We start from the raw sequence: 18,128 nt of genomic DNA, 5'->3' as shown, positions 1-18,128 counted from the left end.
GCCCAAAAGGGCGCGGCCTCTCATCCGGAAATCGGTGAAGATTAACGGAACAGGGACAGAATGTTCTGAGAACCCTGGTTTGCGATGGACAGAGCCTGAATACCGAGCTGCTGCTGGGTCTGCAGGGCCTGAAGGCGGGTGGATTCCGCATTCATATCTGCATCAACAAGCTGACCGATACCGCGATCAATAGCGTCTGTCAGGTTGGACACGAAGTCCTTCTGAAGGTCAACGCGGGTCTTGATCGCACCCAGGAACGCAGCAGACGAAGTCACAGACTGCAGAGCATCATCGACTTGCGCAATCAGGCTTTCGAAAGTCGCAGTATCGTCTACTGCGTCAAGCCCAGACACGTCCCAGGTCAGAATGCTGTCACCGGTGAGCGTACCGGTTACCGCGGTGGCCACCAATGTCGAGCGGTCCTGATCAAGCACACCACTCCGGGCAGTGCTCGAGTCCACAAGGCGGATGTTAGCAAGAGTAACATCTGTCTTCAGGATAGAGATCGCACCAGAAGAGTCACGGGTGAAGGAGCTGACGATTTCAGCAGCAGTTGTTGCTACTGTTGAGTCAGTTTTCAGCCAGTTCTGGCCGTTGAAAACAGCAGAGTCGACAGACTGTGTCAGTGTGTTCTGAAGAGCTGTGATGTTTTCCTGCGTCTTGGACGGGTCAGTACCCGGTGTAGATGCAGTGACCAGAAGCGCCCGCATTTCGGACAGCTTATCAACGGTTGATTCCAATGCGGTGTACATGGTGTCAACCGTCGCTGCACCAAGACCAAGAGCATCTTCAACAGCCGAGAGAGACTTGTTGTCAGAGCGCATGGTCGTTGCAATGGACCAATAAGCAGCGTTGTCAGACGCTGTAGCAACACGCTGACCGGTAGAAATCCGGTTTTGGGTGGTTGCCAGGTCTTTGTTGGTCATGCTCAGCGTTTGCAGAGCGGTCATTGCAGATGCGTTGGTAAGCAAGCTAGACATGATATGTCCCTTTCAAATCATAAGTTTTGAGGATGGGACATTCCGGAGTTACACCGGGACGGCGGGGCAGCATCATGCTTTTGAGCGTTGGTAGGATTTGCTCAACCCGTCGTGTGATTTGCAAGCTAGAGCACAAACCTTGCGCGAAGCTTACGCCGATCATTTCAAGTTGATTCTTATCCGTATTTCAAACTGGCAAATGACACTATGCAGATTTTTGGAGGTGTTTCTGCAATCGAAAAACCTACTTCCGTCCTTTGGACCACCGATGTACGAGCAGCGTCGGTTGAACTGCCAAGGGTAATTCCTTTTGCGGTTTAGTCCCTCGGCGAAACGACAAAGGCGGAGCCGAAGGCCCCGCCCAAAAAAATTCTCAAGTATTAGTTCCGCCTAGAAAAACGACCGCACAAGACTGCCAACCAGCAGGTTCCATCCGTCGATCAGGATGAAGAACAAGGCCTTGAATGGCAGGGAGATCACGGTCGGCGGGAGCATCATCATGCCCATCGACATGGTAATGGTAGCCACGATCATATCGATCACGAGAAACGGCAGCGCGATCAAAAACCCGATCTCAAATCCCCGCCGCAACTCGGAGATCATAAAGGCCGGAATGAGGACGCGCAGCTCCACCTCTTCGGCTGAGGCCGCCGATCCGTCGGTCACTCGGCCGGCCGCGAGATCGTCAAAAAGCACCAGATCCTTTTCGCGAACCTGGCTCAGCATGAACTCGCGAAACGGCTCGGTGATCTTCACATAGGCCTCTTCTTCGGTGATTTCGTTGTTCATCAATGGCCGGACACCATCTTCCCAGGCCCGGTCGAAGGTTGGCGCCATGACGTAAAACGTCATGAAAAGCGCAAGCGAAATCAGGATGAGATTGCCGGGTGTCGTCTGCAGGCCAATACCGGACCGGAGAAACGAAAAGGCAATCACGAACCGGATGAAACTGGTGACCATGATCAAGATACCCGGTGCCAAAGACAGCACCGTGAGCAAGATGATCATCTGGATGATGCGGCCCGACGCACTGCCCTCGCCTTCCGGCAGTAAGGCAGACAGGTCCGGCACCTGCGCCACTGCGGCTCCGGTCAGAGCAAACAAAGCGGCAACGGTTATAAACAACCTCATCATTGGATAACCACAGACTCCAGGATTACTTCGCGAACCTTGCCCTTGCTGCGCACTTTGGCGCGCTCATTTAGGTCTTCCCGCAGGTGTTGCAGGCCAACCCCGCCTTCCAGATGCGCTAGGGTCAATGTGCGCAGGAAACTCAGAAAATCGTCCTCGATCCGCTTGCGCAGAACAGACACGTCCGTATCGGGCTCGTCTTCCAGCAAAAGCGTTGCCTGAACCCGGATCCAGGTGCTGGGCGGTGTTGCCAGGTTGGTCACTAAGGGCTCAAGACGCTGCAGTCGTGTGGAAGGTGAAAACGGCAAGGTCTGACTGAAGCTCTGCGCATCCCGGATCCGGCCATGAACCGCAGTTTCGGTCATGTCGGAGACGATTTTCGCAAGTCCGGCACCGGCGCCTGCACCAATCAAACTGATCAGGATAAGCGCTGCCATGAAGTTGGATTTTCCGTCACCGGTTTCCGGCCCTTCATAGGGCACAAGACTGTTCGACATATTCGATCCCTTCCAGCCTAGAATGGTGTGACGATGTCGTAGATCTGCTGGCCCCAACCCGGCTGTTGGACCTCGGAGATCCGGCCGCGGCCACCGTAGGAAATACGGGCCTCTGCGATCTTGTCGTACGGGATGGTGTTGTTGCTCTCGATGTCACGCGGTCTGACAATCCCACCGACATTGAGGATCCGCATCTCGTAGTTCACACGGACTTCCTGTGAGCCGGAGATCACCATGTTCCCATTGGGAAGCCGGTCGATCACGATGGCAGCAACAGAGAGTTCAATCTCTTCAGACCTGTCAATGGACCCGGATCCAGCGGACGAAGACCCGGAGTTTCCGTTCAGCTCTGCCTGGCCGCCCGATGTGCTGTTATTGCTGCCGGCTGAATACGAGCCGCCAATACCAATGTCGGCAGACCGGCCGCGCTCAGACGTGTTGTCGAGTTCTGCACGGTCGTCGATCTGGATTACAACAGTCAGGACGTCGCCGATTTTCTTGGCCCTTGGATCAGCAAAGAAATTCTCACGATCATTGCGCCACAGCGAATTGTAGTCCTTGATCCCGCCCTTGTTAAACGTGCCAAGCGGGTAAACGGTTGCAGGCCGGTTGGCCAACCCGTACCCAACCGGGGTCATTTCCGGGGCACGGCCGATATCTTCCAGTTGCCCGGCACAGCCGGAGAGCAATACGGCCCCTAAAGAAACAAGCATCAGGCGCATCAAAATCTCCGTTGTATTTCGGGGTCGGTGAAGCCCATCATGGTCTGCGTCAGCTGCGCTGCCCTTGCAGGCTCCATTTCATCCAGGATCGCGCTGGCAACACGTGCTTTCAGCTTCAAAAGAACACCAACCGCAGCTTCTTCTTCGGTGGTGGAAAGCTGTTCTGCGGCGGCGGTCGGACGCATCCGGCCAATGATGCTGACGACCTGGTCCTCGACCTGCTCCAGAAGCTGTTCCCGGCGTTCAACCCAGGCCTCGAACTCGCGCTCCTTGCGTTGCAACTCGGCAATCCGTGCCTGGAGGCGCCCTTCCAGGGCAATCATCTTCCAAGTCTGCCACTGGATCCGGGCGTCGCTCGCCGCTTCGGCGATGTTCTTGCAGTAAAGCTGGCTGTCACGATACGGGATGGCAGGTTGCGCCGGGACTGCTGCAGCCTCTTGCGGCTTTTGCGGCGGTGTTTGTGCCTGCGCCGCGCTCCCCGCGCAGATCAATTGAAGAGCCAGGCATGTCAGAACACCGGCTTTTCGGCATTCATCCACGAATTTAGACATGAACACATTGTCCTTTGCGAGTGACCCGTTTGATTGGACATTCGCCGATCGAGCTTGCGCGAGGCTGTTGGTGCCCTGAAAACAAAAGGCGCCGCAAACTGCGGCGCCTTGGTCAAGATTGCTGGCCCTTTTGGCCAACTGGTTTATTGGACAACCAACTCCGCCTGCAGAGCGCCGGCGGTCTTGATCGCCTGCAGGATTGCGATGATCCCGGTCGGGCGTAGGCCAATCCGGTTGAGCCCCCGCACCAATGTCGGAAGATCCGTTCCACCGACAACCGCAAGCCGCCCGCCGGTTTCCTGCGCATCCACATAAGTCCGTGGGACCACAACAGTCTCCCCTTGAGAGAACGGTGCCGGCTGGGAAACTTCCGGTGCTTCGGAAATCCGGACTGTCAGATTTCCATGGGTGATGGCAACCGTAGAAATCTGAACGTCCTTGCCGATCACGACTGTTCCCGTGCGCTCATCGATCACCACCTTGGCGCTCTGGTCCGGACGGACGCGGATGGATTCAATTTCCGCTATGAATCGGGTCAAGCTGACCTTTGGTGGTGGCGTCAAATCTACGGACCGGTAATCGCGTTCCTTAGCGACCCGCACTCCATAGCGCTCCCGGGTGTACCGGTTGATTGCGTCGGCGATGCGGACAGCCGTCTTGAAATCCGGATTGGAAAGTTCCAGCACAAGATCGGGAATTTGCGAGAACTTCGCCGGCAGGTTCCGCTCGATAAGCCCGCCATTCGGGATACGGCCGACGGTTGGAATTCCCTGGGTCAAGCTTTCCGCAGCACCGAGTTCTGCGAACCCGGACACTGCAACCGGTCCTTGACCTACAGCGTAAATCTGACCATCCGCCCCAAGCAATGGTGTGGCAACCAGCGTACCGCCTGCCAATGATGTGGCATCGCCTAAGGAAGAAACGCTGATATCGATGGTCGATCCCTTGCCGATAAAGGACGGCATTTCGGCCGTCACAACGACAGCGGCGACATTCCTCGTCCTGAGCCGCGTTTCGCGAACATTCACACCAAGACTGTCGAGCATGGATTGAAGAGACTGCTCGGTGAAAGGAGAGTTGCGTAGTGTATCGCCAGACCCCTTAAGACCAATAACCAGGCCGTAACCGACCAACTGGTTGTCACGCACACCTTGCAACGTGGCAATATCCTTGATCCGCACCATCGCGGTCGCCGGTACAGCGGTCAAAACCGCCAACAGGCAAATGAAAATACGGAACATAAATCAATTCTCCACGCGGATCGTGCCGTCCTGCTGAACTCTTCCGGACACGACCAAACCGCTGTCGACGTTTCGAACACGCACGAAACTGCCCGCGCCCCCGTTTTGCAGCGCCTCAACCTGCATGATGATGACCAGACCTTGTTCCTGAAACACCAGCCGGGCCGGTTCACCCCGTTTGACGAGCAACGGTTTTTCGACCGAATTGATCGGGATCGGCTGGCCGGGCAACAGTGTGCGCCGGGTCACCTGTCCGACCAGCTGGCTCCGATGTGAGGCGACCGCGAACTGTGTTGCTGTGCGGCTGGGGAACTTGCGCTCCACCAAGTCCCGATGGCCGATTTCACTACCAGCTGGGATCGTTTGGCGGGCAACCGGCAATTCAATGCTCGCCGCGTATGCCGAAGGAGCTGCGGTTAGCACAAACAAAAAGAAGGCGACGCGTTTCAGGGCTTTGGTCATTTCGTGAACCGCCTTTTCTAGCGGATGCCATTGGTCACGGTATTGGCCATTTCATCCGCCGCTTTCATGACCTTTGAGTTCATCTCATACCCGCGCTGAGCGGAAATGAGCGCCGTAATTTCCTTCACAGGATCGACATTGGACGATTCCAGATACCCCTGGCGGACAACACCGAAGCCAGGATCACCAGGAACACCGGCAACCGGAGCACCCGAGGCCGGCGTCTCCCGGAAGAGATTTCCACCAACCGGTTCGAGACCGACATCATTTGCAAAATTTGCAAGAGACAGCTGACCAATTTCACGTGGCTGGATCTCGCCATCGATCTTGGCATAGACCTGCCCGGTTTCGTTGATCACCACTTCGATGGTTTCTTCCGGAACGATAATTGCCGGTTCAACTGTGTAGCCGTCGATGGTCACCAGGCGGCCATCCGCGTTCTTGTTGAAAGAGCCAGCCCGGGTGTAAAGGGTTTCATCGTCCGGGCCGGTAATTTCAAACCAACCTCGGCCGTCCAGCGCGATATCGAACTGGTTGCCCGTGTTGGTCAGCGGTCCCTGCATATGCAGTTTCCGGATGCCCGCTGTCTTTACTCCAAGACCCAGCTGCGCTCCTTCAGGAACCGGATCTTCGCCGCCGCGGTTTGGCACGCCTTGAAGACGCTCTGCCTGATAAAGAAGGTCTGAGAATTCCGCCTGCGCCCGTTTGAACGACGTCGTGTTCATATTGGCAATGTTGTTGGCAACAACTTCAACATTGAGCTGTTGGGCGCTCATGCCGGTTGCAGCGATGGCAAGGGCTTTCATTTTTACGTCTCCTGAATTCGCCAAATCTGACTGACGATTAAAACGCTCTCGATAGAAGCGCGCTCGCCTAGATCGTCATCCGGCTGATTTCCTGATAGGCGTTCACGACCTTGTCGCGAATGGCAATGGCGGTCTGCAGCGTGGATTCCGCCTGCATGACTGCCTCAACAACTTGTTGAACGGAAGCTTGACCATCGACACCGGCGATTGCGGCTGCTTCACCGTTTTTCACTTTATCGATGGCTGATTGCGAGACCTCGGCCATAGCGTCCGAAAAGGACGGGCCGGAGACAGCTTCCGTGCCACCCAGCTCAGGCGTCGAGTTCATGTAACGGGTGGTCGACGAGGACTTTAGAATACCGTCGCTCGAGGCAGCAGATGTCAGCGCGGAGATTTCGTTGATCATGATCAGTTCCTCAACAGGTCGATGTGGCGCATGACCATTTCGCGGGCCTGCGTCATGACTTTCAAATTGGCTTCGTAGGACCGATTGGTTTCGCGCATGTCCGCGAGCTCCATCAGCGTGTTGACGTTTGGCATTTTCACATAGCCATCAACGTCCGCCGCAGGGTGGCCCGGATCGTATTCAACGGTGAATGGCGCCTTGTCAGTTCCAATCCCCTTAACTGCGACCAGATTGGCCTGGGTTGCGCGATTGAATTCGCTTTCAAAGGTGATCGTCTTGCGCCGATAGGGATCATCGCCGGAAGCCTCACCGGTGGAGCGGGCGTTGGCGAGGTTTTCGGAAACAATCCGCATCCGGTCGGACTGAGCCTTCAGGCCGGAGGCGGCAATTTGCAGTGTGGCAGAAAGGGGGTCGGACATGAGTTCAGATCACTTTGGCTTAGGGACGAACGGCTGCGAGGTACATTTTGTGAAACGACTTGGCGATGCTGGCATTCAGCGAATGGTCGCGCGCGACCTCACCGGCTTTCATCAGCTCCTGTTCCAAGCTCACGGAGTTGCCGGAATGGGTGACGTTCCAGCTGTCAGCTTTTTCCATATCTGAGGCTTTGGCTGCCTCCATGGTCTGGCCCAGATGGCTTCCATGGGTCGCGGTCATGGCAAGATGAGTTTTGCTAATCACCGAAACAAAAGGCTCAACATCTTTGGCACCAAAACCAGGGGTGTTGGCATTGGCGATGTTCTCAGCAATCGCAGCCTGACGGACAGACAGCCATTCGTTGTTTTGCGAGACCAGTTTGTTCAGGAACACCGGTTCCATCGAATACCTCCATTCAGCCGGGATTGGTGCCAGTTCTAAAAGTCCAAGCTTGTCTGAGGCTGGCCCTTTGCCAATCCGCGCCGCAAGGCCCGCACAACCTTCATGGGTAACCGATGGTGCTTCAATATTTGAAACCGGCACACTTACATGCACCCGGATTGGAATGACCGGAGATCCCAATGACCCAACGCTGGCGCCTGATCGGCACCTCATTGACAGCAAGCCCTTTTCGTTATCGCCTTCAAAAGCGTGTCCTGAAGCCAGCTATTGTGGGGTTGGCAGCACTTGCCAGCACAGGTTTGGTGTCGTCAGCAAATGCCCAACCGGTCAATTGTGATGCCTATGCGCGCTCTTACGCGAATGCCCACGTCAATCCCGATCCAGCTGATCTGAACATCTATGAGAACGGCGCACGCGGAGCTGTAGCCGGAGGAATTTGGGATGGTCCAAGCGGCGCACGCCGGGGTGCGGCCATTGGCGGAGCGCTCAGCGTTCTCGATAATCTGGGAAGTTACCCGGCGGGCTGGCAAAGCCTTTATGACCTTGCCTATCAACGCTGCGCCAACGAACAGTCGGGCGTTACCCACCGGCCGACCACGCTCGGCGATCCCAACTATTATGGCCGGCCCCTCATCCGGGGTCCGGAACCGCCGGCGGCCTTGGAGCCACGGCCTGAACTCGCACCGCCCCCGCCCATGCCGCCTGCGGCATCTCCCCGCCGCTGAGGTCTCAGATGTTCAAAGGATTATGCTTGAACCGGCAAGCAACACTGGATGCCGTTCAAAAGCGGTTGTTTCCGCGCCGGCGCACTCGCCTGCGGCCCGCAAAACTCGCCAGCTTGACCAACGAATACATCTGCGACTGCACCACGCGAGACATCTCAGCGGGCGGCCTTCGGATCCTGCTGAATGAAGACATACCCCTGCCGAAGGAGTTCTATGTTTTTGATGTGAACGAGCGGACGATTGCGGAAGTCCGCCTAAGCTGGCGCGACGGACTGGAGGCCGGGGTTGCCTATCTGGTTCCCCCAGCCTCGATCAGCTTCTACGAAAACACCGGTGTCCGCCGCCTCGCACAACGGTTTTATGCCGTTGAAGACTAGATGCAATTACGAAAGCAGCTCACTTGTCAGCGGACTTGCCGGGTCGATCAGCCCTTCGATGACATCGAAATGATGCTTGCCTTCGTCCACAAACACCTTGGCGTTGTCCCAGGCTTCCGCCAGCATCTGTGACTGGCGAATAAATTCAGGCCGCTCATCACCACCAACCCAAGCCGTCACAGGGCAGTCTTTAGCAGGTTTCTGCAAGGCAGCGCTTTCTTTCACCGCGTCAGCCTCAGTGAGCAAAAAGTCGTCATTCATCGACGTCTTCATCAAAGGCCGAAGATCATGCAGGCCGCTGATGGAGACAACCTTTTCGATGCGCTCCAGCACTTCCGGATTGAGCGGTGTATCTTCACAAATCATGCGGCTGACAAGATGGCCGCCAGCAGAGTGGCCTGATAGACGGATTGGTCCTTCGACCCGCCGCGCGGCCTTGTTGAGTGCCGTGCCGATCTGCGCCGTAATCTGCGGGATACGAACGTCTGGCGCCAATTCATAGCTAGGCAAACAGACAGACCAACCGCTTCGAAGCGCGCCCCGCGCCAAATGCGACCAGTAGGATTTGTCAAAGCGGCGCCAGTAGCCTCCGTGTACAAAGACCACCAGACCCTTGCTTTTGTCCTCAGAGTGAAAAAGGTCCAGACGCTGACGGTCCGTATCGCCATAGATGATGTCGATGTCTTTTTTGATCCAGCCCGACCGAAATTTGAGGGCTTCATCGGCCCACCGCGCCGGATAGCTTTGAGCGTCCTCAATATAGGCGCCGTTTTCGTAAGCATCATTCCAATCAAAGTCGGGCGAAGTCGTCATAAAACCGTCCTGCAACTGCATGCGAAATTAAACCGGCGCGCATCCTTGCATGATTTGGGCGGGAATTGAAATGGCCGATAGACCATTCATATTGCTTGTCAAATCAGACCACTGCGCCCTAGGTTGTCAGCACAGATTTCCAGGGAGGACCTCATCTGATGATTGAGCGCTGTTCCAATCGCGTGGCGAACCTTGCGCACTTTTTGACACGCAACGCCAAGCGGTGGCCAGACCGTCCCGCGATTGTCTGGGAAGATCAAACCTGGTCGTGGCAGGACCTTGATCGCCGTGTTTCGGCCCTATCCAGCGCGCTTTCATCGGATTTCGGAATCGCCAAGGGCGACCGGATGCTGGTCCAGGCGCAAAACTCGCATCAGATGATCGAGATCATGCTGGCGGCCTTCCGGCTCGGGGCTGTTTGGGTGCCGTGTAATTTCCGGCAGGCGCCTGGCGAAACCGCTTATGCGGCTGAAAAATCCAAGGCGACCATCTTCCTCTGTGATGCGGAGTATGCGGCCCAAGCTGAGGCTGTTGCAGCCGTATGTCCGGATCTTTCAGGCATCGTCACGATTGGTGAAAGCGCGTTCGGCGTGTCTTATGAGGCCTTGCTTGAAAAGCACGCTGACGCGCGGATAGCCAATGCGGAGGTCGATCACAATGACCCGTGCTGGTTCTTCTTCACATCCGGTTCGACGGGACGGCCAAAAGCGGTCGTTCTCACACACGGGCAAATCGGTTTCGTTGTCGTCAACTACATGGCCGATCTTTTGCCCGGAACCAGCGAAACCGATGCTTCACTGGTCATTGCGCCGCTCTCACACGGAGCCGGCCTTCAATTGATTGCCCAGCTCTCTTGCGGGTCGGCGCACATCCTGATGCCGAAGGGCGGCTTCCGGCCACATGACGCGTTTCAGCTGATTGAACGCCACAAGGTGTCCAACATGTTCACCGTGCCGACCATCGTGAAGCGGCTGGTTGAAGACCCTTGTGTTGACCAATTCGATCACTCCAGCCTCCGTCACGTCATTTACGCCGGGGCGCCGATGTACCGCGAAGACCAGAAGCGGGCACTGGAAGCACTTGGGCCGGTTCTTGTCCAGTATTACGGCCTCGGAGAAGTCACGGGAAACATCACGGTGCTGCGGCCGGACGAACACAGCGTTGATGATGGGCCCAACGCCAGGGCCGGGACCTGCGGCGTGGAGCGAACGGGCATCGAAGTCAGCATTCAGGACGAGACAGGCAAGATCCTCGGGCCGAATGAGACTGGCGAGGTCTGCGTCGTCGGATCAGCCGTCTGCGCCGGGTATCTGGATGATGACGGCGCAAATGCCAAATCCTTCCGGGATGGCTGGTTCCGCACCGGCGACATCGGCCACATGGACGACCAGCGCTATCTCTATCTGACCGGGCGGGCGTCAGACATGTACATCTCTGGCGGCTCGAACGTTTACCCTAAGGAGGTCGAGGAGATCCTGCTGACCCATCCGGCGGTCTCCGAGGTCGCAATTTTGGGCATCCCGGATCCGCAATGGGGAGAGGTTGGCCTTGCCGTCTGTGTAACGGAGACTGGCCAACAAACGGACCCTGCCGAGCTCAGCGCGTTCCTCAAGGACAAAATTACCCGCTACAAGATGCCGGCCCGCTATCTGTTCATCGAGGAAATGCCGACGAGTGCATATGGCAAAATCACGAAGAAACTCGTGCGCGAATTCCTGACTGAAAAGGGCCTGCTGTGAGGCGCCCGGCTCCGGAGAAACTGGATGATATCCGGCATCCCGGCCCGCAAGCACGGGATCGTCTCCCCCATGCGCTGTGCCACGCCATCAAAATTGAGTGTCAGGTTTCTGCTGGCGAGCCTTTGCTCGAAGCCCTGGGGCGCTGGGCGGATGGCGCCGGGTTTTCCTCCGCCGTCCTCGATCTTTCCGGCGTTCAGTTGGCTGCCTTTGATTATGTCATGCCCGACCGCGCCGTCGATGACCGCCACGCGGCCTGGTATAGCGATACGCATTCCTCGAAAGGTACTGAACTTGAGGAGGCTGTTGCCATCCTCGGCTGGCGCGATGGTGCCTGGTTTGCGCATATTCACGCCTACTGGCGGGAAAATTACACCTGGCACCTCGGGCATCTCCTGCCTGACACTCTCACGATTGCCCAAAATACAAACATTTCCGGTTACGGGATCGTTGGCGCGTCTTTCGAAGCAGCGTTAGACCGGGAAACAGAATTCACGCTGTTCCGTGTAACGTCAGACCGAGACGCCATGTCCGGGAAGACTGCCAACGCGCTCATCACCACTCTTGCGCCGTTTACAGATCTTCATAAAGGGATCACCGAACTCGGCAATCAGCTTTCTGGAACTGGCTACTCGGTTCATGGCCTCGGTAGCCTTGCAGGCGCACACTTCGAAGACGGTCCACCGATGACCGGGCTGATCTCAGAGATCTTGCTGCAGAAAGGTGCCGGGATGCCGCAGAACGGGAAGTTGTCCCTGCCCTTGCGGACTGTCGATCTCAACAAGAACCTGTTTCAGGGGCATGCAAAGCCCGGAACGTGTCCGACCCTGGTGACCAACGAGCTGCTGCTGGTCTCAAAAGACTGAGAGTTAAAAAAGAAAAGGCCGGATCCGGGGAACGGAAAACCGGCCTTCGCGGAACCGCGATCGCTAAAGTGACGGATTAGCTGATCTTTGCCGCAATGCTCTTGGTCTTGCAGTAGCTCTTCAGACCTTCGATGCCCTTCTCCCGGCCAAAACCGGATTTCTTGTTGCCGCCGAACGGCACTTCGATACCGCCCGCGAAATACTCGTTGATGTAGATCTGGCCCGCATCGATCTTGCGCGCGAGCTGATGCGCCTTGGCAAAGTTCGATGTGTAGATGCCGGCAACCAGGCCGTATTGGCAATCATTGGCCAGTTCCAGCGCATGGTCTACATCGTCTGCCACCTGCACGGTCAGAACCGGGCCGAAGATCTCCTCCTGGGAAAGCTCATCCTTGGCCGGAACTGCATCGACGATGGTCGGCTCAAAGAACCAGCCTTTGCCCGTGGCCGGGTCCGTTGTGACGTTACCGCCAACAGCGATCTTTGCACCCCGGTCCTTTGCCCGGTCAATGAAGCCGGCGATCTTTTCAAGGTGTTCGGCGGAGTTCACAGGTCCAAGCTCCGGCTGTCTAAGACCATGACCAATCTTCAGCGCCTTTGTGCGCTTGACCAGTTCAGAGACAAACTCCTCGTGGATCGATTTTTCGATCACAAGGCGCGACCCCGCGGAGCAAATCTGACCGGCATTTTCGAAGATCGCACCCATGACCCCGTTCAAGGCCTGTTCCTTGTCGCAATCGGCAAGCACAACTACAGGCGATTTGCCGCCCAGCTCCAGAACGACGCGGGTGACATCATCGGCTGCCGCCTTCATCACGGCCTTGCCGGTCTGAACCGATCCGGTGAAGGTGATGTGATCGACACCCGGATGCTGTGTGAGTGGTGCGCCCGTCTCGACACCCGTCCCTGTCACCACGTTGCACACGCCGTCCGGCAAACCGGCGTCCGACAAGATCTTGGCCAACAGCAATGCTGTGAACGGCGTTTGCTCGGCCGGTTTTGCGACAACCGTGCATCCTGCGGCCAGCGCTGGTGCGAAACCACGGGCTGCGGTTGAAATCGGGAAGTTCCACGGGATGATGTGAGCTGTCACGCCAACCGGCTCATGGATCGAATAGCCGATATAGTCGCCCGCCAGAGGGAAACTGTCGCCCTGCAGTTTATCACAGGCGCCCGCGTAATATTCGAAGGTTCGCGCGGCACCCCGGACATCCCCTTGCGCCTCCAGCAAAGGCTTGCCGCTGTCGAGGCTTTCCACCACCGCCAGCAGATCGAGATTGGCGAGGATAAGCTCGGACGTCTTTGTCAGAATGCGCGCACGCTCTACCGGCGCCTTATCGCGCCAGACCGTTTCAAATGCTTTCCGGGAGGACACAACAGCTGCGTCTACATCCTCGGACGTTCCAGCCGTGAACCGCGCAAAGGCTGCGCCCTTGCCCGGGTCGAAGCTTTCCATGGTGCGGTTGTGCGAGGGCTGCGAAAACACGCCGTCGATGAAATGGCCGAGCGGCAACGCGGAAAGGGTGCCGGTCGTTTCGTATTCGGCGATCAGGTCTTGTTGAGACGCCATGATTAGCCTTCCAGAGAGCTGATTTTGTATGTGGATTTGGCGAGCCATTCCGGATTGACCTCAACGCCCCAACCGGGTGCGTCCGTTACAATCGCGTTGCCGTCGACGATATCGAACGGAGATTTGACGAAGAGATCGTACTGCCACGGATAGTAATCTTCCTCCTCGATGGAGAATTCCAGATACTTTCCGGCATTCGGAATGGAGCGCAGCAAGTGCATGGTGAACAGCGTCACCAAGGACAGGTTGGCCGCATGCGGTGTACACGGAATACCGGCTTCATGGGCCATCTGAGCAACCTTCATGGTGCGCACCATGCCGCCGAGATAACAAATGTCCGGCTGAATAATGTCGACGACTTTTTCATCGATCATGCGCTTCCAGTCGACCAGCGAGCAGTCCTGCTCACCGCCGGTAACGTCAATGTCGAGCAAGTCTGTTACCTGCTTTGTCTGGTCATAATGCCAGTACGGGCACGGCTCCTCGTAGTGGGAAATGCCGTTGGCTTCCAGGAACCGACCGACCTCGATCGCTTTCGCCGGTGAATAACAGGAATTCGCATCGACCAGCAGCGCGGTGTCATCGCCGAAGCTTTTGCGCATCAGCGGCACAATTTCTTCTGTTCGACCCGGCCACTCATCCTGATCCCGGCCGCACTCGGCGCCAATGCGAAACTTGAACGCTGGAAAGCCGCGTTCATCCTGATGGCGTTTCAATCGATCCGCTTCATCTTGAGCGGTAATGTCCCGTTTCATGGAAGACCCGTAAGCGCGAACTTTGCCCGGCGTCCCCCCCAGCAGTTCGCACACCGGCTTGTCCTCAAGCTTGCCGCGCAGGTCAAATAGCGCTGTGTCGAGACCGCCCATGGCGCGGCGCAGATAGGATCCGGGAAACTTGTGCTCGCGATCCGGGATAATGTCCATCAAATGATCGATATTAAGCGCGTCTTCTCCAAGCGCGTAAGGCGCCACTTGCCTGTGCACGACTTCGGCCGTGATGTCGGCGTAGTAAGGTGCGACCTGTCCCCAGCCCGTTTCACCGCTGTCAGTCGTGACACGGGTGAAGCAGACAAATTCATTGGTAAATGTCTCGATTGATTGTATTTTCATGGGGCTTGCGGTCCTTGAACGAGGCTCCCTGAGCGCAGTTTTCTTGTAATTGGACTATCAAGTTATTCAGAATTGGACTTGATAGAAGGTCCGTTTTGCGCAATCTCCCAGACCAATTGGAGAATTGTGATGAAACGGCATGCCGGTGCGGTTCTGTCATCTATCAAGATTGACAAGCACGCTGATAAGAAAATCTCGATCCAACTCTACATGGCTTTGCGGGATCTGTTGCTGACTGGCGCATTGACGCCTGGTGACCGGTTGCCGGCGACACGAACCCTTGCCCAGGAGATCGGCGTTTCGCGGACAACGGTGATTGATGCAATCGACCGGCTGATTTCAGAAGGCCTCCTCGAGGCACGTGTAGGCGCCGGCACTTTCGTGAGCGATGCGTTGCACGCCCGGCTTGAGCCGAGGCCGAAGCCGTCGTCGAACGACAACATCAAGGCCATCCCGCGCCTGTCCCATGCCTCCAAACATGCGATACCCGACTTCAAGGTCCGCACACGGCTGCCGCACAAATCCCAAGCCTTTGTCACGGCCCTCCCCGCTCTAGACGCGTTTCCAATGGCGCAATGGGCGAAGCTGTCTGCGCGGCATTGGCGAAAAGACCGGGACGATATTGCGGGCTATGGCGAACCTTTCGGATTTACGCCGTTGCGGGAGGCAATTGCACGTCAGCTGAACGCCTCACGTGGAATCAAATGCGCCCCGGAACAGATCTTCATAACAAACGGCGCACAACGCGCGTTTTCCCTAATCGGCGGCATGCTGGTCAATCCAGGCGAACCGATCTGGTTCGAAAACCCTGGTGCGATCGGGGCGCGCAATGCCTTTGTTGCCATCGGGGCTCAGCCCATCCCCGTTGATGTCGATGCAGAAGGATTGTGCGTAGAGGACGGCTTGAAAAAAGCCCCCCACTTTCGCTTGGCTTTTGTGACCCCCTCGCATCAGCAGCCGCTCGGCAACGTCATGAGCCTTTCGCGGCGACTCGCCCTTATGAAAGCTGCCAGTGAAGCGGACGCCATGATCGTTGAAGATGATTATGACGGGGAGTTTTATTACGGCGACCAGCCGCCGCCGACCTTGAAAAGCATCGATACCCACGATCGTGTGATCTACGTCGGGACGTTCTCAAAGTCGTTGTTCCCTGCCCTTCGACTTGGGTTCCTCTTGGCGCCTGAAGGACTTGTAGAAAGTTTTGAACGAATCTTTCTTACCTGGCTCAGCGGTGTCCCGACCGTGACGCAGGCCATGGTTGCCGAATTCATGGACGAAGGCATGTTTGCCACTCACATCCGCACAATGCGCCCGGTCTATAAAGAGCGGCACGACACGTTGATGGGTGCAGCTTCCAGCCTTGCAGGCGACATCGACCTGCAACCGACAAGCAGCGGCTTTCACGCCGTTGGCCTGACCAACGCCAATCTGGATGAACAGCGGATCGTCTCTGAAACTGCTGCACTCGGGATCACAACGGCCCCGCTGTCCCGCTATGCTCTGGCGGATATTCAACAGCGTGGCCTGGTTCTCGGATTTGGCAGTGCAAGCCCGGACGACATCCGAAAGGGTATTCAGGCACTTAAGGACGTCTTGCCGAAATGCCGCCTCGCATAGCAGACCGCTTTTATCAATTGGTCTGAAAAATTATCTGCAATGGATATATTTTGCAGTCCAATTGATACTTACCGTCTCTCCCTAGGAACTTCAGCGCGGTGAAGGAACGTCAGGCGCGGCTGAAATCTGCAGTTCCGGCACTTCCGGCAGGTCTTGATCTGCTTGAGTGCGGGATCTTCGCAGAGGGGACAGCCAGCAAGAACCTGCGTCTAAAGAGCGAACAGGTCATGCCAGGACAACCCAAATTCGTGCTGAATTGAATAGTGAAATATACCGCACCAGAGGCTTTTCCGGTTGGACAACACTTAGGCCAAAGCTTTGAAGAAAACCCGAGGGGTCACTGGTGAATAAGTATATTTAGCAATATGAAGGGTGGCGGGTATTATCCATGCTCCGCCGCAATCTTGTCGGTAAGCCCATGCGCTGGCTGCATATTCCAGGATCCCACAGAGGCCTGATGCCTCAAACGGAACCATCACCAATCCAGGGAGGATGTAATGAAATTCAAATCGACTCTAACCGGCCTGTTGGCGGCAACAATGCTTGCCAGTGCGGGCGCGGCACAAGCTGAAACACTCCGGCTTCTAACCTGGGGATCCTATGCTCCGGATGAACTCATCCAGAAATTCGAAGCCGAATATCCTGATATCAAGGTCGAGGTGACTTTCTCCAACAACGAGGAAATGATCGCCAAACTGCGCGCCACCGGCGGTGCTGGTTTTGACCTCGCTCAGCCGAGCCATGACCGCATCTACGCGGCACAGCTGGAATACGACATCTACAAGCCGCTTGATCTTTCCAAAATCGACACGGACGTGATGGAAGCCAAGCTTCTGGATGGCGTTAAGGAAAACACGACCATTGACGGCGAAGTGTATGCTGTTCCGCACCAGTGGGGCACATCCGGTCTGATGGCTGACAAGACCAAAGCACCGGATTTTAAGGGCTGGGGCGATCTTTGTGACCCGGCTTACAAGGGCAAAACTTCCATGCGCCTGAAGCGCACGATCCTGCTCGGCACGGCGTTCTCAATGGGCGAAAACCCGTTCGACGCTTACTCCGATCTTGAGAAGTACCAGGGCATTCTCGACAAGGTTGCCGACAAGCTCATCGAGTGTAAGGCCAACATCAAAGCCTATTGGAAGGGCGGCGACGACCTTAGCGCTATGATGCTGTCTGGCGAAATCGTGGCCTCGGAAACCTGGGATTCAACGGCCTACAAGCTGTTCGACCAGAACCCGAACATCACCTTCATTCCGCCGGAAACAGGTGCTTTGGCCTGGATCGACACGTTCGCATTGCCGCGCAAGAGCAAGGCCGATGATGCAGCTTATAAGTGGATCAATTTCGTCCTGCGCCCGGAGAACGTGACCCTGATGTCCGCGAGCACCGGTGCGATTGCAGCTGTGAAGGGCGGCAAGGACCTCCTGCCTGAAGACAAGAAAGCAGCTGTAAATGCGGCCTTCACCGATGCCGACATCGACAACCTGAAGTTCTTCGCCAACATTCCTCCGGGCGTGGAAGACATGGAAGGTAAAACCTTGGAGAAAATCAAGGCAGCTACAGGCGGCTAAGCGACCGGCCACTCCAAATATTGGCGGCAACAGAACAAAAGCTGCCGCCAATTGGCCAATTTGCCGTAGAGCCTAGGCCTATTTCTCGGGGGATGCCGCAATACGGTGTCCCCCCACCTTTCTTCA

The 18,128-nt window shown here is 56.5% G+C and carries 21 protein-coding genes and 1 pseudogene; 7 read left to right on the top strand and 15 right to left on the bottom strand.

Going from position 1 to position 18,128, the window contains the following annotated elements:
• Positions 1-41: 41 nt before the first annotated feature.
• From RBB44_RS09300 to flgB, 11 genes are all read right to left on the bottom strand, one after another.
• A complete protein-coding gene (locus tag RBB44_RS09300) occupies positions 42-980 on the bottom strand; it encodes a flagellin (RefSeq protein WP_209175771.1) in 939 nt (312 codons plus the stop codon).
• Positions 981-1,370: 390 nt separating this feature from the next.
• Complete coding sequence (gene fliP, locus RBB44_RS09295) at positions 1,371-2,111, bottom strand: flagellar type III secretion system pore protein FliP (protein WP_306147314.1); 741 nt, start codon at positions 2,109-2,111, stop codon at positions 1,371-1,373.
• Positions 2,111-2,608, bottom strand: coding sequence for a flagellar basal body-associated FliL family protein (locus RBB44_RS09290; protein ID WP_306147102.1), 498 nt, complete (start codon positions 2,606-2,608; stop codon positions 2,111-2,113). The genes fliP and RBB44_RS09290 overlap by 1 nt, the downstream gene beginning before the upstream one ends.
• 17 nt (positions 2,609-2,625) lie before the next feature.
• Positions 2,626-3,321, bottom strand: a complete 696-nt coding sequence (gene flgH / locus RBB44_RS09285; RefSeq protein ID WP_133951126.1) for a flagellar basal body L-ring protein FlgH — start codon at positions 3,319-3,321, stop codon at positions 2,626-2,628.
• Positions 3,322-3,329: 8 nt separating this feature from the next.
• Complete coding sequence (locus RBB44_RS09280) at positions 3,330-3,881, bottom strand: MotE family protein (RefSeq protein WP_306147101.1); 552 nt, start codon at positions 3,879-3,881, stop codon at positions 3,330-3,332.
• Between the two features lie 143 nt (positions 3,882-4,024).
• Entirely contained in the window at positions 4,025-5,122 is a 1,098-nt protein-coding gene (gene flgI / locus RBB44_RS09275) for a flagellar basal body P-ring protein FlgI (RefSeq protein WP_306147100.1), read from the bottom strand.
• A gap of 3 nt (positions 5,123-5,125) precedes the next feature.
• Positions 5,126-5,584 carry a flagellar basal body P-ring formation chaperone FlgA gene (gene flgA / locus RBB44_RS09270; RefSeq protein ID WP_306147098.1) on the bottom strand — a complete coding sequence of 153 codons (459 nt, stop codon included), beginning with the start codon at positions 5,582-5,584 and terminating at the stop codon, positions 5,126-5,128.
• 17 nt (positions 5,585-5,601) lie between these two features.
• The gene (flgG, locus tag RBB44_RS09265; RefSeq protein WP_133949890.1) at positions 5,602-6,390 is read right to left on the bottom strand and encodes a flagellar basal-body rod protein FlgG; all 789 of its coding nucleotides are present in this window, start codon (positions 6,388-6,390) and stop codon (positions 5,602-5,604) included.
• 67 nt (positions 6,391-6,457) lie between these two features.
• Positions 6,458-6,796: a flagellar hook-basal body complex protein FliE gene (locus RBB44_RS09260; protein WP_133949892.1), complete on the bottom strand. Its 339-nt coding sequence runs from the start codon at positions 6,794-6,796 to the stop codon at positions 6,458-6,460.
• A gap of 2 nt (positions 6,797-6,798) precedes the next feature.
• Positions 6,799-7,215 (bottom strand): flagellar basal body rod protein FlgC, encoded by a 417-nt coding sequence (gene flgC / locus RBB44_RS09255; protein WP_055673363.1) that lies wholly within the window; start codon positions 7,213-7,215, stop codon positions 6,799-6,801.
• Between the two features lie 19 nt (positions 7,216-7,234).
• Complete coding sequence (gene flgB, locus RBB44_RS09250) at positions 7,235-7,615, bottom strand: flagellar basal body rod protein FlgB (RefSeq protein WP_040451983.1); 381 nt, start codon at positions 7,613-7,615, stop codon at positions 7,235-7,237.
• A 179-nt stretch (positions 7,616-7,794) separates the two neighbouring features.
• Here flgB and RBB44_RS09245 point away from each other — a divergent pair, with 179 nt between their 5' ends.
• Both RBB44_RS09245 and RBB44_RS09240 read left to right on the top strand, forming a co-directional pair.
• Positions 7,795-8,340, top strand: coding sequence for a hypothetical protein (locus RBB44_RS09245; RefSeq protein ID WP_306147097.1), 546 nt, complete (start codon positions 7,795-7,797; stop codon positions 8,338-8,340).
• Between the two features lie 26 nt (positions 8,341-8,366).
• The gene (locus tag RBB44_RS09240; RefSeq protein ID WP_306156125.1) at positions 8,367-8,717 is read left to right on the top strand and encodes a PilZ domain-containing protein; all 351 of its coding nucleotides are present in this window, start codon (positions 8,367-8,369) and stop codon (positions 8,715-8,717) included.
• A 6-nt stretch (positions 8,718-8,723) separates the two neighbouring features.
• Here the strand turns inward: RBB44_RS09240 and RBB44_RS09235 are convergent, their stop codons facing one another.
• The gene (locus RBB44_RS09235; protein ID WP_306147095.1) at positions 8,724-9,530 is read right to left on the bottom strand and encodes an alpha/beta hydrolase; all 807 of its coding nucleotides are present in this window, start codon (positions 9,528-9,530) and stop codon (positions 8,724-8,726) included.
• 158 nt (positions 9,531-9,688) lie between these two features.
• On the opposite strand from RBB44_RS09235, the gene RBB44_RS09230 reads away from it, so the two are divergent.
• Together RBB44_RS09230 and RBB44_RS09225 are read left to right on the top strand one after the other, a co-directional pair.
• A complete protein-coding gene (locus tag RBB44_RS09230) occupies positions 9,689-11,269 on the top strand; it encodes an acyl-CoA synthetase (protein WP_306147094.1) in 1,581 nt (526 codons plus the stop codon).
• A complete protein-coding gene (locus RBB44_RS09225) occupies positions 11,266-12,132 on the top strand; it encodes a hypothetical protein (RefSeq protein WP_306147092.1) in 867 nt (288 codons plus the stop codon). The genes RBB44_RS09230 and RBB44_RS09225 overlap by 4 nt, the downstream gene beginning before the upstream one ends.
• A 76-nt stretch (positions 12,133-12,208) precedes the next feature.
• On the opposite strand, the gene RBB44_RS09220 is transcribed toward RBB44_RS09225, so the two are convergent.
• The 3 genes and pseudogenes from RBB44_RS09220 to RBB44_RS09210 form a co-directional block, all read right to left on the bottom strand.
• Positions 12,209-13,702: an aldehyde dehydrogenase family protein gene (locus tag RBB44_RS09220; protein ID WP_306147091.1), complete on the bottom strand. Its 1,494-nt coding sequence runs from the start codon at positions 13,700-13,702 to the stop codon at positions 12,209-12,211.
• A gap of 2 nt (positions 13,703-13,704) precedes the next feature.
• Positions 13,705-14,511, bottom strand: a complete 807-nt coding sequence (locus tag RBB44_RS09215; RefSeq protein ID WP_371932240.1) for a mandelate racemase/muconate lactonizing enzyme family protein — start codon at positions 14,509-14,511, stop codon at positions 13,705-13,707.
• Positions 14,506-14,832 (bottom strand): annotated as a pseudogene (locus tag RBB44_RS09210) (mandelate racemase/muconate lactonizing enzyme family protein); the annotation flags it as partial. The gene RBB44_RS09215 and the pseudogene RBB44_RS09210, both read right to left, overlap by 6 nt.
• 108 nt (positions 14,833-14,940) lie before the next feature.
• Between RBB44_RS09210 and RBB44_RS09205 the strand changes: the two are divergent.
• The 3 genes from RBB44_RS09205 (at position 14,941) to RBB44_RS09195 (ending at position 18,002) form a co-directional block, all read left to right on the top strand.
• Positions 14,941-16,428, top strand: coding sequence for a PLP-dependent aminotransferase family protein (locus RBB44_RS09205; protein ID WP_306147090.1), 1,488 nt, complete (start codon positions 14,941-14,943; stop codon positions 16,426-16,428).
• Positions 16,429-16,526: 98 nt separating this feature from the next.
• On the top strand, positions 16,527-16,688 hold the full coding sequence (locus RBB44_RS09200; protein ID WP_306147089.1) for a hypothetical protein: 162 nt from the start codon (positions 16,527-16,529) through the stop codon (positions 16,686-16,688).
• A 237-nt stretch (positions 16,689-16,925) separates the two neighbouring features.
• Positions 16,926-18,002, top strand: a complete 1,077-nt coding sequence (locus RBB44_RS09195) for an extracellular solute-binding protein (protein WP_133949906.1) — start codon at positions 16,926-16,928, stop codon at positions 18,000-18,002.
• The last annotated feature ends 126 nt before the right edge of the window (positions 18,003-18,128 follow it).

This window comes from Roseibium sp. MMSF_3247 (assembly GCF_030733765.1).
GTDB lineage: Bacteria > Pseudomonadota > Alphaproteobacteria > Rhizobiales > Stappiaceae > Roseibium.
Note: the sequence above shows the minus strand (reverse complement) of the source record. Positions and strands in the feature narration are given on the sequence as shown.